Here is a 15,016-nt window from a genome sequence, read left to right on the forward strand (position 1 = left end):
GTGGGTGAAAATGCTTGGGTATTTTGAACATTGCCGTTTTGGTTGTAATTCCTTATAATAATGTGCGTATTTTGAAAAGAGAAGGGGAAACGGACATGAATAAGGACTTAACGACCGGCAAGCCGGCGAGTGTTTTGCTGCGGTTTACGCTGCCGATGCTTTTGAGTGTGGCGTTCCAGCAGCTTTACAATATCGCAGACAGCGTCATCGCGGGCAAATTTGCGGGTGAAGACGCGTTGGCGGCGGTGGGCGCTTCGTACCCCGTGACGATGATCTTCATGGCGGTCGCGTTCGGCATGAACATCGGTATTTCGGTCGTCATCTCGCAGCTTTTCGGCGCGAAGGATTTTAAAGAAATGAAAACGGCGGCGTATACGGGCTTTATTTCTGTTGCGGTGCTTGGCGTGGTGCTCACGGTCGTCGGCACGGTGCTGTGCGAGCCAATCTTACGCATGCTCGGCACGCCGGAGAACATCATGGAAGATACGGCGCTGTACCTTGCTATTTACATTTGGGGGCTTTTATTCCTTTTTATCTACAACATTTCTTCCGGCGTGTTCACGTCGCTCGGCGACAGCAAAACGCCGCTGTGGTTTTTGATCGCGTCGTCCGTCGGCAATATCGTGCTCGATGCCGTGTTCGTCATCATATTCCACTGGGGCGTCGGCGGTGTTGCGTGGGCGACGTTCCTCGCGCAGGGCGTGGCTTCCGCGTGTGCGTTCTGGGCGGTCTTGCGCCGCTTAAAGTCCATTGAGACAAAAGAAAAGCCTGCGCTGTTTTCCGGTGCGATGCTGCGCCGTATTTCGATCGTAGCCATTCCGAGCATTTTGCAGCAAAGCTTCGTTTCGGTCGGCAATTTGTGCATTCAGGGACTTGTCAACGGTTTCGGCTCCTCCGCCATTGCGGGCTATTCCGCAGGCGTAAAGCTCAACACGTTCGCCATCACGTCGCTGACGGCGCTCAGCAACTCGGTTTCAAGCTTTACGGGGCAGAACATCGGCGCGGGCAAAATGGAACGCGTGCGCAGCGGCTTCAAAGCAGGACTTGTGATGTCGTTTGCCGTGGCGCTCGTCTTTATGGGCGCGTATGTGTTCTGCAGCGAAAACCTCCTGCTGCTCTTTATGAACAGCACCTCGGCGGAGGCCATCGAGATCGGCAAAAAATTTCTGCTTATTGTCTCGCTGTGCTATCTGTTCCTCGCATTAAAGCTTGCCGCGGACGGCGTGCTGCGCGGTGCGGGCGCAATGGTATATTTTATGATTACCACGTTCTTAGACCTCATTCTGCGCGTTGTTCTGGCGTTTATTCTGGTGCACCCGTTCGGCATCACGGGCATCTGGCTCTCGTGGCCGTTCGGCTGGGTGATTTCCAGTACATTGTCGCTCGCGTTTTACCTTTTTGGCGTGTGGAATCCGCTGAAAAAGAAAGCATAAACGGCAAAAAGCCTTACACCAAGCTCAAAAAAGAGCAAGGCGTAAGGCTTTTGTTATTTCATTGCATTTTGGCTTGCTTATGCGTGACCCGTCACGCGCAGATAGTCCGCATAGTTGCCGTCGAAAACGTTGATCTTCCGGTTTTCGAGCACGGCGATCTTCGTCGCGAGCTTATCGATGAAATAGCCTTAGTCTCTGTCCATAGAGCCTGCACGGAGCACATCGAATTGGATTCGGAAGCAAAATGCCCGATAGTTGGTCCGAATCATGCGCTCATCGTCCTTTCGTGCGCGAAAGCGCTTTGTTTTCACCGGTATAGCGCACAAAAACGGACTTTTCAAGAAGAATTTATGCGCTGCATGGGTAAGCGGAGTTTAAGTTGATTTTTGGCGGCAAATCCGCTATAATAATATAAGATAACAGGTACCTTAGGCGTGCTTTGTGTGGGACGCCGAAAACAAAGGAGCAAAAGCCGCCAAAACAGCATAAAAAGGCTTTTGCAGCCGTCTTAACTTTAGGGAGGAAGATCACGATGCCGGAAGTTTACACCATACCGCTTTCCAAGATCATTCACGAGTTACAGCTTGAGACCGCTTTTCTGCCGAAGAGCGCAGATGATATTTTGATTCAATCGAGAGACGTTGTTCGCCCCGGCATGGAGCTGAACGGCTACCACGAATATTTTGACCCGAATCGCATCGCCGTTTTAGGCCGTGCGGAAATGTACATGCTGGAGAGCTTAAAGCCGGAGCGCCGCGCCATGGCGCTGGATAGCTACCTGTCCCTGAAGCCGCCGGCAGTGATTGTTTCCCGCGGTATTGACCCCGGCAAGGACTTCATGGAGATTGCCGAAACGTACCACGTGCCGGTGCTGCGCACGACGGAGTCGACCTCAAATGTTGTCGCGTCGCTCGTTGCGTATTTGAACGTCGAGCTTGCGCCGCGCATCACACGCCACGGCGTTTTGGTGGAGGTTTACGGCGAAGGTATTCTGCTTGTCGGCGACAGCGGCGTCGGCAAGAGCGAGACGGCCATCGAGCTCATCAAGCGCGGCCACCGTCTCATCGCGGACGATGCGGTGGAAATTCGCCGCGTATCCAGCAAATCGCTCGTCGGTCAGTCCCCGGAGAACATCCGTCACTTCATCGAGCTGCGCGGCATCGGTATCATCAACGCCCGTCGCATTTTCGGTATGGGCGCCGTTAAGCTGCAGGAAAAGATTGACATGTGCATCAACCTGGAGATCTGGGACGCGACGAAGGTCTACGACCGCATGGGCATGGACAGCGAATACACGGAAATTCTCGGCATCAAGGTGCCGGTGATGACGATCCCGGTAAAACCCGGCCGTAACCTTGCCATCATCATTGAAGTTGCGGCGATGAACAACCGCCAGAAGAAAATGGGCTACAACGCCGCCTACGAGCTGCTCTCCGCGCTCGGCATGGATGCTTCCATGATGCCGCACGAGGAGATTAAGAGGGACTTGGATATTTAACAGCCTTCCTGATCTTTTGGTAGGCAAAAGGGTTTCGCTTTCTGCGGAAAGCGGCTTAGGGCGCTGCCCTAAGAACCTGTAAACTTCCTGAAGAAAGTTTCATCAAAGACTTTTAACCGCGTTTAAGGTTAGCTGAAAGTGAGAAAATATCATCATGTATAACATCATTGCAGATTTGCATACACATTCGCTGGCGTCTACGCATGCGTACAGCACCATTCGCGAAATGGTCGATTCCGCTGCGGAAAAGGGTCTCAAAGCCATTGCCATCACCGACCACGCCCGCACCATGCCCGGTGCGCCCGGCCCGTGGTTCTTTAATTCCATGCATGAACTGCCGCTTTTATACCGCGGCATTCTACTCATTGCGGGCATGGAGGCGAATGTCATCGATTTGAACGGCACGCTCGACATCAATGAGAACGAACGCCGCGACGTCAACTGGCTTGTGGCGTCCATTCACAACCTCGGACTGCCGGGGCTTGAGAATCCCACGGTCGAAAAATGCACGCAGCTTTGGCTCAACATTGCACACGATCCGAAGGTGAATGTCATCGGCCACAGCGGCAGTCCGGAGTTCCGCTACGATTATGAAACGGTCATTCCGGAGTTCGGTCGAAACCACAAGCTTGTGGAGATTAACGCGCATTCCTTTGAGGTGCGCAAGGCGAATATCCCGAACTGCCGCGAGATTGCGCTGTGCTGCAAAAAACACCGTGTGCCGATTATCGTCAGCTCGGACGCGCATTTTGAGACACAGGTGAAAGATCACACTGCGGTGCTCGAGATGCTGCGCGAGATTGAGTTCCCGGAGGAGCTGATTCTCAACGCGAACACGAACCGCCTCATCGAGTATCTGCGCGCGCACACGAACATCCTTGAAAACCGCAAGGATGCCGATGCTATTTTAAGGAGCTTTGAGAATGTCTGATTACCGTAAATTTGACGCCGCACTACAAAGTGCCGGCGTATGCTATAAGACCGATGAGCCCATGTCTGCCCACACGTCGTTTAAGATCGGCGGCCCGGCGGATCGGTTTGTCGAAGTGAAGACCGTCTCTGAATTGCAGGCGGTTTTAAATGCTGTAAGCGACGAGAATGTCCCGTATTTCATCCTCGGCAATGGTTCCAATCTGCTTGTGCCGGACGAGGGCTTGCGCGGCGCGGTGCTGACGCTGCAGGGCGATTTTAAAAAAGTGCAGAGCCTTGCGAACGGTCATGTTTTGTGCGGCGCGGGTGCATCGCTTGCGACGGTATGCAGCTTTGCACGTGGGCAGGGGCTCACGGGCCTTGAATTTGCGTGGGGCATTCCGGGGCAGCTCGGCGGCGCAGTGTACATGAACGCCGGCGCCTACGGCGGCGAGATGAAGCAGGTCGTCGAACGCGTCCATTTCCTTGAAGCGGACGGCACGCCCGGCGTAATGAGCGGGGAAGACCTCGCGTTCGGCTACCGCAAAAGCGCCTTTATGGGCACGAAGCGCATCATCACAAGCGCGGAGCTGCGCCTTGAAAGCGGTGCGGAAGCGGAGATCACCGCGAAAATGGAAGATTTCATGCGCCGTCGCCGCGAAAAGCAGCCGCTCGAGCTGCCGAGCGCAGGCAGCGTATTCAAGCGCCCGGAGGGCTATTTTGCCGGTGCGCTCATTGAACAGTGCGGCCTGAAGGGCTTTGCCGTGGGCGGCGCGTGCGTCAGCGAAAAGCATGCAGGCTTCATTGTGAACAAAGGCGGTGCGACGTGTGCCGATGTGGAAGCGCTCATCCGCGCCATTCAGGATACAGTTTTTCAGGCGACCGGCGTGGAGCTGGAGCCGGAAATTCGCCGCATTTCGCTCAGCGAGTAAAATTTGTGGGATTTACGGTGGCATTTGGCTGCCGAAAAGGTGGTTTTTAAAATGGAATTTGTGATCTTGACCGGCTTATCCGGCGCGGGCAAAACGCGCGCCATGCACGCCATGGAGGATATCGGCTTTTATTGTGTCGATAATCTGCCCCCGGCGCTCATTCCGGTCTTTTACGATCTTTGCGATAAATCCGAGGGTATTCAGCGCCGCGTGGCGGTCGTCACGGATACCCGCGGCGGCGAGCTTTTTAAGTCATTTTTCAGCGCGCTCGAAACACTGAAGGCGCAGAACAAGCCGTATAAAATTTTGTTTATGGATGCGTCCGAGCCCGTGCTTGTCAACCGCTTTCAGGAGACACGCCGCAAGCACCCGCTTTCCGAAGCGATGCAGGGCTCTTTGGAGCAGGCCGTGCGCCTGGAGCGCGAGATGCTGCGCCCGGTCAAAGAGGTCTCCGATTACGTCATCGATACGTCGAACATTCCGGCGGCGGGGCTGAAAGCGCGCATTTCCGACCTGTTTTTGCAGAACGACAACGACGCCATTACGGTGCATTGCATCAGCTTCGGCTTTAAATACGGTCTGCCGCTCGAATCCGACCTTGTGTTTGACGTGCGCTGCCTGCCGAACCCGTTCTATGTGGAGGAGCTGCGTGAACATACCGGCCTTGAAGCGCCCGTGCGCGACTACGTGATGAACTGCAAGGAAACCGAGGGCTTTAAAACCCGCTTTACGGACATGATCGATTACATGCTGCCGCTCTACATTCAGGAGGGCAAAAGCCAGCTTGTCATCGCGGTCGGATGCACCGGCGGGCATCACCGCTCCGTGGCGCTTGCGCAGTATATGCACGATCACCTTGCCGCAAACGGCGTTCACGCCACGGTCTCGCACCGGGATATCACGAAACAATAAAGCGGGAGGGAGCCGTTTTCATGTCATTTGCTGCGGATTGCAAGCAAGAGCTGTGTATGATTGAAAATAAGCGCGCGTGCTGTTTGAAAGCGGAATGCTACGGCCTTCTGCTTTTTTCAAAGTGTTTTTCCGCGCGGGAATCGCAGATGGTATGCGAAAATGCCGCCGTTGCACGCCGTGTGGCGGAGGCTGCCGCCGTTTCGGCCGGTGTATACGCCGAGGTGCGCTCGCAGTTAAGACGCAAGAATATCGGCGCGTATGCCATCACCATTCCGGGTGAAGCCGCACGCATTCAGATGATCCGTTCGTTCGGGCACGATGAGAATGACGTGAACCTGCATATTCATGAGGAAAATCTGCAAAAAGACTGCTGCATTTCGGCGTTTTTGCGCGGTGTGTTTCTCATCTGCGGCACGGTCACAGACCCGCAGAAGGAGTATCACCTTGAGTTTTCCACGCCGTACCTGCACCTTGCGGAAGACCTTGTGGGCGTTCTGCACCGCGTGAAGGCCGCGCAGCTTTCGCCGTCTATTGCACGCAGAAAAAACAGCTACATTGTCTACATAAAGGAAAGCGCCGCCATTGAGGATTTCCTCACGCTGACGGGTGCGGTAAACTCCGCCATGAACCTGATGCAGATCAAAATGTACAAAGAGACCTACAACAATTTAAACCGTGTCTCGAACTGCGAGACCGCGAATCTTGATAAAACGTACTCTGCTGCAACAAAGCAGATCGCCGCCATTGCGCTCATCAGCGACAAGGTGGGACTGGACGAGCTGCCCGCTGACCTGCGCGAGGCCGCCGTTTTGCGGCTGGAAAACCCCGAAATGTCGCTGCGCGAAATGGGGGAGCGGCTTTCCATCAGCCGTTCCGGTGTGAATCACCGCCTGCGCCGCATTTTGGAGTTTGCGGAACAGCTCGGCTCGCCGGAGGAATCCCTTGCGGAGCAGAGCGTTTTCGAAGTGGAGGAAAAGCTGCATGCTGAAAATGCAAAGACCGAAGAGCTTTAAAGACCTTGTGTTGGGCATTTTGATTGTTGCGGTGCTCGGTGTGGGCGCCTATTTCATCGCCGATGCGCTGAAAGCCGAGCTTGTGCCCGGCGATATCGTGGTGCGCTCCGGCAATGAAGAGATTACCGCGCTGCAGAACGTGACTGGCGAGCAAAGGAAGAACGGTTCAAAAGCGTGTGGAGGGCATTTTGAAATTGAAGAGGTTGCCGATGAATTCCCGGTCATTCGCATGGATAAAGGCATCGTGCTTGAAGCCTCGCAGGATCCCTACGGCGCGATGTATTACACGGTTTATAACGAGGATTTTTCCGAGCTTTACTACCGCAGCGAGCGGTTTGCGTACCCTGAAAACGACGGCACATACTACGTTGTGATCGATACCGCGTGGGGGGATAAAAACCACTATTTTTCCACCGAGCACGGATTTACCCTTGTGATTGAAAACGACAATTAGAAGTTTATGTAAACTTAAATGGAAAAGGAGGGCGAAAATGGCGTTTACACATTTGCATGTGCACACCGAATACAGCCTTTTGGACGGCGCTTGCCGCATTGAAAAGCTGCTCGATAAGGCGCAGGAGATGGGACAGAAAAGCGTTGCCATTACGGATCACGGCGTGATGTACGGCGTGATCGACTTTTATAAGGCAGCGAAAAAGCGCGGCATCAAGCCGATCATCGGCTGCGAGATCTACGTTGCAAAGCGCAGCCGGTTCGATAAAATTCACGGCATCGATAACGAAAACCGGCATCTTGTGCTGCTGTGCAAAAACGAAACGGGCTATCGCAACCTTGTCGCCATTGTCTCTAAAGCGTGGACAGAGGGCTTTTACAGCAAGCCCCGTGCCGATATGGAGCTGCTGCGTGAACACAGCGAGGGACTCATCGCGCTTTCCGCCTGCCTTGCGGGTGAGATCCCGCGTACGCTTTCCGTCGGCGACTATGACGAAGCCAAAGCCGCCGCCCTGCGCTACCGTGAGATTTTCGGCGAGGACAATTTTTACCTCGAATTACAAGACCACGGCCTGCGCGAACAGGCACATATCAACCCGCAAATAATCCGATTGTCCAAAGATACGGGCATTCCGCTCGTCGTGACGAACGACTGCCACTATATCGAAAAAGAAGACACCAAAATGCACCACATCCTCGTCTGCATCCAGACGAACCGCACGGTGGAGGATGAGGATACGCTGGAATTCGGCTCCGATGAATTCTATTTTAAAAGCGAAGATGAAATGCGTGCACTGTTCCCGGATTGTCCCGAGGCAGCGGACAACACGCAGAAAATCGCCGACCGCTGCAATGTGGAATTTGAGTTCGGCAAAACGAAGCTGCCGCGCTTTGATACGCCGGACGGCAGCGACAACCGCGAATATTTCCGCCGCATGTGTTACGCGGGTTTGCACAAATACTACGGCGAAAACCCGAAAAAAGAAATCGCAGACCGCCTTGAATATGAAATTTCGACGATTGATACGATGGGTTATGTAAATTACTACCTCATCGTGTACGATTTCATCCGTCAGGCGAAAAGCATGGGTATCCCGGTCGGCCCGGGCAGAGGCTCCGGCGTGGGCAGCCTCGCCGCATACTGCATCGGCATCACGGGCGTTGACCCGCTGCGGTATGACCTGCTGTTCGAGCGTTTTTTGAATCCGGAGCGCGTCAGTATGCCGGACTTCGACGTCGATTTCAGCGACGAGCGCCGACAGGAGATCATTGAGTATGTCACGGAAAAATACGGCGCCGACCATGTGGCGCAGATCGTCACGTTCGGCACCATGGCGGCGCGCCTTGCGATACGCGACGTTGGCCGCGCCATGGCGATTCCGTACACGACGTGCGATACCGTCGCAAAGCTTGTGCCGATGGAGCTCGACATCACGATTGATGCCGCGCTGGAACGCGTTTCCGAGCTGCGCGATTTATATGAAAGCGACAAACAGGTGCACGAGCTCCTCGACATGGCACGCAAAATTGAGGGCATGCCGCGCCACACGTCCACGCACGCCGCCGGTGTTGTCATCACAGACCGCCCGGTCGTCGATTACGTGCCGCTGAGCATGAACGACGATTCGCCTGTCACGCAGTACACGATGACGGCCATCGAGCAGCTCGGTCTGCTCAAGATGGACTTTCTTGGCCTGCGCAACCTCTCGGTTATCGACCACGCCGAGCAGATGATTGCGAAACACACGCCGGGCTTTAAGGTGGAAAACGCGCCGGATAACGACCCGGACGTGTTTAAAATGATCGCGAGCGGTGCGACAGAGGGCGTGTTCCAGTTTGAATCTGCCGGTATGCGCCGTGTCATCATGCAATCCGACCCCAAAAGCATCGAAGATCTCATCGCCGTTATCTCTTTGTATCGCCCCGGCCCGATGAAGTTCATCCCCATGTACGTCGAAAATCGCAAGCACCCGGATAAAATCACGTACCGCCACCCGCGCCTTTCCAAAATACTGGATGTCACCTACGGGTGCATCATTTATCAGGAGCAGGTCATGCGCATTTTCCGCGAGCTTGCGGGCTATTCGCTCGGCCGTGCAGACATTGTGCGCCGCGCCATGAGCAAGAAAAAGCACGATGTCATGGAGCAGGAGCGCGAGTATTTCATTCACGGCTTAAAGCGTGAGGACGGCACCGTGGAGATTGAAGGCTGCATCGCCCGCGGCGTGGACGAGCAGACCGCCGAGACAATCTACGATGAGATGAAAAGCTTCGCATCCTACGCGTTCAATAAGTCCCATGCCGCCGCGTATGCCGTTGTGGCGTATCGCACGGCGTACCTCAAATATCACTATCCGAAAGAATATATGGCCGCGTTGCTCACAAGTGTGCTCGCATCCGCAGGCAAGATTGCGGCGTACATGGAAGAATGCAGCAGGCTGAATATTGCCGTGCTGCCGCCGCACGTGAACGAGAGCGAGCAGGGCTTTTCCGTTTTTGAAAACAGCATTCGTTTCGGTTTGCTCGCCATCCGCAACCTCGGGCGCGGCCTGATACAGCGCATTTTGTCCGAGCGCACGATGAACGGCCCGTTCACGACCTTCTACGATTTCTGCAAGCGCATGCAGGGCAGAGACCTGAACCGCCGCGCCGTGGAAAGTCTTATCCGCTGCGGTGCGTTCGACGGTCTCGGCAACAACCGCCGCGAAATGCTGATGGCGGTCGGCCCGCTGCTCGATCAGCTGGAGGACGACAAACGCCGCAACATAGAGGGACAGATCGGCCTGTTTGACTTCGGCGGGGAGGAGAAAACGGAATCTTTCGAGATGCCGAAAGCCGAGGAGTTCCCCAAAACCGAACTGCTTTCTATGGAAAAGGAAGTCACCGGCATGTACCTTTCCGGGCACCCCATGTCGCCGTATGCGGAGGTCTATAACGCCGGCATCGCCGCGCGCCTTGATGAGATTGCCCGCAGCGCCGCCGGGGAATCCGACCAATATAAAGACGAGCAGTATGTGGACGTTCTGGCCGTTGTGGAAAGCGTGAAAAAGAAGGTGACGCGCTCCGGCTCTGCCATGGCGTTCGTCACGCTGGAAGACATGTATGGCTCCATTGAGGCGCTTGTTTTTCCGAAGGTTTTGGAAAAATACGGCGACCTTTTTGCGCCGGGCGGCTCTGTTTGGGCGCACGGACGCATCAGCTTTACGGAAGAAAAAGACCCGAAATTCATCTGCGAATATGCCTCGGCACCGTTTTCGCCGGAAGAAATGATGATCCGCAGAAGGCCTGCGCCGGAGGAAAAGAATAGGGCCTCGCAAACGCCTGCCGTTGTGCCGGAAAGCGTCATGCCGCCGCGCGGGGAAGAGCGGCCCGGTGTGCAGATTAAGGGCTATAACACAGCCTATAAGGGCCTTTACCTGCGTGTACCGAACGCCGAAGACCCGCTCTGCAAAAAGGCGATGCAGTACATCGAGATTTTCGACGGCGTGACCGACCTCTATCTATATTATACGGACACGAAAAAGCTGGTCCGCGCGCCCGCTCGTTACCGCGTTGCGGTGAACTACGAGCTCGTTTCCGCATTGAAAAAACTTCTCGGCGAGGGAAATGTTGCGCTGAAAGAATAAGAAATTCTCAAAAAAACAAAAACCGATTCAAAAAAGACGAAATACCTCTTGAAACCGTCAGGGAAAAGGGGTATAATCAAAAATGAATGGAATAAATTGCTGAATTGCATTTTTAACTTTGCAGTTTTCAATAAGAAAGTGGAGGAATTTACAATGTGTGCAAAGAAAATCGCAGTACTTACGAGCGGCGGTGACGCACCGGGCATGAATGCTGCGGTTCGTGCTGTTGTCCGCACCGCGATCTCCTTCGGCATGGAGGTATATGGCGTACGTCACGGCTACAACGGTCTTCTGACCGGCGAAGTGCAGAAAATGGAACTTCGCAGCGTTTCCAACATCATCCAGCACGGCGGCACGGCGCTCTTTACGGCGCGCAGCCCCGAGTTCAATACCCCGGAGGGCGTTCAGAAGGCAGCTGCTAAATGTCGCGAACTGGGCATCGACGGCGTGGTCGTCGTCGGCGGCGACGGTTCTTTCCGCGGCGCACGCGACCTGACCGGCGCAGGCGTACCTTGCATCGGCGTCCCGGGCACCATCGATAACGATATTTCGAGTTCCGAATATACCATCGGTTATGACACGGCGATGAACACCGCTATGGAAATGATCGACCGCATCCGCGATACCACAGAGTCTCACGACCGCTGCAGCGTTGTAGAGGTCATGGGCAGACGCTGCGGCGACATCGCACTCAACACCGGCATCGCTGTCGGCGCAATCGCAACGCTCGTCCCGGAAGTGAAGTATGACTTTGAAAAGGACATCATCGAGCGCATCCGCTACGCGCAGAAGACCGGCAAGCGCCACTTCATCGTGGTCGTTGCAGAGGGCGTAGGTCACTCCGAAGATATCTGCAAGCGCATCCAAGAGGAGACCGGCATCGAGAGCCGTGCGACCATCCTTGGCCATGTACAGCGCGGCGGTTCCCCGACGCTCCGTGACCGTGTTGTGGCAAGCCAGATGGGCTACCACGCAGTTGAGCTGCTCCGCGACGGCAAGAGCAACCGCGTCGTCGTCATGCAGGGCGAACGCATCGTAGACTTCGACATTACCGAAGCCCTCGAGATGCCGCGCGTCTTCGACGAGAAGCTCTACAGGATCTCTCAGGATCTTTCCCGCTAAAGTTTAGTCACCGAAACGCCTGTTCCAAAAGGACGGGCGTTTTCTGTTTTTCGGCACGGTGTCTGCATTTTTTGCATAAAGCACCTTGTCGGGGGTAAAAAATAATTATTTTTGGGAAAATAGGTTGACATTTTCCGTAGTTCGTGGTAGAATAATCGAGCGGTCGAAAAGAGGCCGCGAGATAAATAGGGGCATAGCTCAGTTGGTAGAGCAGCGGTCTCCAAAACCGCGTGCCGTGAGTTCGAATCTTACTGCCCCTGCCACCATGGCCCGGTAGTTCAGTTGGTTAGAACGCTAGCCTGTCACGCTAGAGGTCGACGGTTCGAGCCCGTTCCGGGTCGCCACAAAAGGCGAGTTTATCTTGCCTTTTGCGTATGCTGCTATGGCTCAGTAGGCAGAGCACGTCCTTGGTAAGGACGAGGTCACCAGTTCGAATCTGGTTAGCAGCTCCAAGAAAAAGTCCAGTGTTTAAGCCGTTTTTTGGTTTTGACACTGGATTTTTTATTTTCTGAATATCGGTTTTTTAAGGCTTTTTTAAAGGGGTCGGGTAGTCAAAAAGTAGTCAGATTTTCGGGCGGTCACAGGCACAGGGCGGTCAGCTTTTCCGTAGCGTCTCGCAGGTCGCTGTTTTCAAGATGGGTGTAGATGTTGAGGGTCGTCCGCACGTCCTTGTGACCCATAAGGTACTGCGCTTGCTTGACGCCGACACCCAGGCGGTAGAGGGTAGACGCATAGCTGTGCCGCAGCATGTACGGATAAACGTGGAAGCCGACGGATTTCTCCACATGTGCCCACAGACGTTGGAATGCGCTTAGGGTCATTTCTTGTCCGTGTGCGTTCGGTACGATCTGCAAGGCGGTCTTTGGGGTTTCGTCCAAAATGTCTTTCAAGCGCTGCGGAATGGGAATCGCGCGGTTCGCCTTGGTCGTTTTCAACTCGCGATTTTCATCTGGCTGATTGACGGGGAAGGTGAGGCTGCGCCGAACGTGGAGCTTGTTGCCCTCTATGTCCGTCCAGAGGACGCCCAGTGCTTCTTCGCGCCGCAGGCCACAGAATAACATCAGCGCGCAGAACGCCCGCGCACGGGGCTCCGTGACGCGCGAGAGAAGCTCTCTCTGCTGCTCGGTGGTCAAAAACTGTGTTTGGTTCTCCGGCTTCGCGTGCGGAGTGATTTCTAAGTTTTCAGTAGGGTTCTTTGCAACAATGCCGTTTGCGATGGCCGTCTTGAAAAGCTGGTGCAGGATGTTCAGCACCTTGCGCTGCAGGTCTTCCGAATACTTGGAGATCGGATTCATCACCGCGCGGCAATGCACCTCTTTTACGTCCTGCATCCGCATGTTGCCGAGCACCGGCAGAATATGTAAGTTCAAATTGCGCAGGATGCTGCGCTGCGTGTTTTCGCGCAGGCCGCTTTTGTACTCCTGCACCCATTTTATCGCCCACTGTGCGACGGTCGTACGGTCTGAGAGATCTATGCCGGTCTCGAAGGCGCGTTCGATTTCCTTGGCTTTGCGGTTTACCTCCGCCGGGCTTGTGCCGTAGACGTGCTTTTGCGTGCCGTCCGGCAGCGTGATCTTGCGCTGGTAGCGCCCATCTGCTCGTTTTTTCATATGTACCTCCTGTTTTTATCCCGCTCTATTTATATGCGGCTATTTCTACCCACGTCCTCAAAGGGGAACGACTAATTTTGGGCATAAAAATGCCCGGGCTATTGCTTTTGCCCGGGTCAGGTGGTACAATATAGTTTGTTCGGGACTATACTGTCCACCGGGGTGACCCGGGCGGCCTCGTCGGTGTTGGTAGCACCGGCGGGGCTTTTTTATTGTTGCGAGTATGGTTCGACTAATTCTATAAGCCTTTTCAGGTTTAATCGATAGGTTTTATTGTGACCGACGCGATCCTGAGTGAGCAGTTGATAAGAATTGAATTTAGATAATCTTTTCCTAAGAGTTGCTGGTGTGACTTCTGTAGCTTCCAAAAGTTCCGAAGTGGTAATTCCATCTTCAGAAAACAATTCTGCTTGAATTAGCAGATAAGCGATGTTTTCCATTTCAGAGCTTTCTGAAATAAAAGGAATGTACTCTGCCATCTTGGCGAAAGATTTCAGACTTTCTAATCGTTTCTGTAACGCTGCATACAGTTGATCAATGGCTTTAGACACAATTTCGAGGAAGCTAAGAAGAAACGGGGTTAAATCGCCACGGCTTTTTTCGTCATTACAGACAATAAAGGCTTTGTAATATAATTGAATGTTTTCTTTTATGGTGTACGAAAGGCGATAGCTGATAAGCGAGTTTAACTCTTTAGATAGTAAATAACTGCTGATGAAACGGGAAAGACGACCGTTGCCATTATAAAAAGGGTGAATATAGCCAAAAAGATAATGAAAAATTGAAATTCGTTCAAGCATCTCAATTTCATCATTAGATAAGAAATCAAGGGCTTTTTGCATATAATGGATAATTTTGCTTTCCGGGTACAAACCTGTGTGGATTATTTTCTGGGTACTGCTGTATACATTCACCGAACCTTTACGGAAAAGAAGACCATCGGGCAGATCATTAGGATCTTCCTCTTCAACCTCTTTTAAAACAAGATCATCATAAATCAAACGTATGTCTTCACAAGTTTTGATGCTTAATTCATCAGTTTCACGAAGCATAAGATATTTATTTACCAGTCCAGAAAAACGTTTTCTTTTATCCTGTGTCTTCAGACTTTCAAGGACGTCCGTAATGTCTCTTCTGGTACTATTGACGCCTTCGATACTGTTTGTCAAAACTACTTCATCAATCAGACAGCGTTTTGCAAATTGATGTTGAGCAATACCCGGAAGCGAATGTATAAGCTCGCGAACCTTTTTATCCATTTTGTGAATGTTGAGCAATAAATCTATGCTCTCTGGAGTGCGTAAATAAAACGCCGGAAAGCCTTGAATATCAAAATCTAAATGGATAGCATATTCACTATTGAAGCGATTGTGATATATAGAATGATAGTCATTCGGCTGTTTGAAAAAAAGTTTTTGTAAAGAGTCATATTTCATCTGCTGCTACCACCTAATAAATGCAAATATAAGGGAGATTTATCATTTTACAATTGAAATTCCAATGTAAGA

The 15,016-nt window shown here is 53.1% G+C and carries 11 protein-coding genes and 3 tRNA genes; 12 read left to right on the forward strand and 2 right to left on the reverse strand.

Translation table 11 applies throughout. The features are described 5' to 3' along the window. The first annotated feature begins 95 nt into the window (after positions 1-95). The 12 genes from R2K26_RS02825 to R2K26_RS02880 all read left to right on the forward strand — a co-directional run bounded on the left by R2K26_RS02825 (position 96) and on the right by R2K26_RS02880 (position 12,350). Positions 96-1,433 carry an MATE family efflux transporter gene (locus tag R2K26_RS02825; RefSeq protein ID WP_316518678.1) on the forward strand — a complete coding sequence of 446 codons (1,338 nt, stop codon included), beginning with the start codon at positions 96-98 and terminating at the stop codon, positions 1,431-1,433. Between the two features lie 532 nt (positions 1,434-1,965). After that, complete coding sequence (gene hprK, locus R2K26_RS02830) at positions 1,966-2,931, forward strand: HPr(Ser) kinase/phosphatase (RefSeq protein WP_316518679.1); 966 nt, start codon at positions 1,966-1,968, stop codon at positions 2,929-2,931. A 154-nt stretch (positions 2,932-3,085) separates the two neighbouring features. Then, positions 3,086-3,862: a phosphatase gene (locus R2K26_RS02835; protein ID WP_316518680.1), complete on the forward strand. Its 777-nt coding sequence runs from the start codon at positions 3,086-3,088 to the stop codon at positions 3,860-3,862. Then, positions 3,855-4,772 (forward strand): UDP-N-acetylmuramate dehydrogenase, encoded by a 918-nt coding sequence (gene murB / locus R2K26_RS02840; RefSeq protein WP_316518681.1) that lies wholly within the window; start codon positions 3,855-3,857, stop codon positions 4,770-4,772. Before R2K26_RS02835 ends, murB begins: the two co-directional genes overlap by 8 nt. 51 nt (positions 4,773-4,823) lie before the next feature. Then, on the forward strand, positions 4,824-5,684 hold the full coding sequence (rapZ, locus tag R2K26_RS02845) for an RNase adapter RapZ (RefSeq protein WP_316518682.1): 861 nt from the start codon (positions 4,824-4,826) through the stop codon (positions 5,682-5,684). A 20-nt stretch (positions 5,685-5,704) separates the two neighbouring features. Then, positions 5,705-6,697 carry a DNA-binding protein WhiA gene (gene whiA / locus R2K26_RS02850; protein WP_316518684.1) on the forward strand — a complete coding sequence of 331 codons (993 nt, stop codon included), beginning with the start codon at positions 5,705-5,707 and terminating at the stop codon, positions 6,695-6,697. Then, complete coding sequence (locus R2K26_RS02855; RefSeq protein ID WP_316518685.1) at positions 6,666-7,151, forward strand: hypothetical protein; 486 nt, start codon at positions 6,666-6,668, stop codon at positions 7,149-7,151. Before whiA ends, R2K26_RS02855 begins: the two co-directional genes overlap by 32 nt. 37 nt (positions 7,152-7,188) lie before the next feature. Next, the gene (locus R2K26_RS02860; RefSeq protein WP_316518686.1) at positions 7,189-10,776 is read left to right on the forward strand and encodes a DNA polymerase III subunit alpha; all 3,588 of its coding nucleotides are present in this window, start codon (positions 7,189-7,191) and stop codon (positions 10,774-10,776) included. A gap of 153 nt (positions 10,777-10,929) precedes the next feature. After that, entirely contained in the window at positions 10,930-11,898 is a 969-nt protein-coding gene (pfkA, locus tag R2K26_RS02865) for a 6-phosphofructokinase (protein WP_316518687.1), read from the forward strand. 187 nt (positions 11,899-12,085) lie between these two features. Next, positions 12,086-12,161, forward strand: a tRNA-Trp gene (locus tag R2K26_RS02870). 4 nt (positions 12,162-12,165) lie between these two features. Further along, a tRNA-Asp gene (locus R2K26_RS02875) sits at positions 12,166-12,242 on the forward strand. Positions 12,243-12,274: 32 nt separating this feature from the next. Then, positions 12,275-12,350 (forward strand) — tRNA-Thr (locus R2K26_RS02880). A 126-nt stretch (positions 12,351-12,476) separates the two neighbouring features. Here the strand turns inward: R2K26_RS02880 and R2K26_RS02885 are convergent. Beyond that, the gene (locus R2K26_RS02885; protein WP_316518688.1) at positions 12,477-13,508 is read right to left on the reverse strand and encodes a site-specific integrase; all 1,032 of its coding nucleotides are present in this window, start codon (positions 13,506-13,508) and stop codon (positions 12,477-12,479) included. 209 nt (positions 13,509-13,717) lie between these two features. After that, on the reverse strand, positions 13,718-14,944 hold the full coding sequence (locus tag R2K26_RS02890) for a Fic family protein (RefSeq protein WP_316518689.1): 1,227 nt from the start codon (positions 14,942-14,944) through the stop codon (positions 13,718-13,720). Positions 14,945-15,016: the final 72 nt, after the last annotated feature.

The sequence above is a fragment of the Neglectibacter sp. CSJ-5 genome (assembly GCF_032490475.1).
GTDB lineage: Bacteria > Bacillota > Clostridia > Oscillospirales > Acutalibacteraceae > Hominenteromicrobium > Hominenteromicrobium mulieris.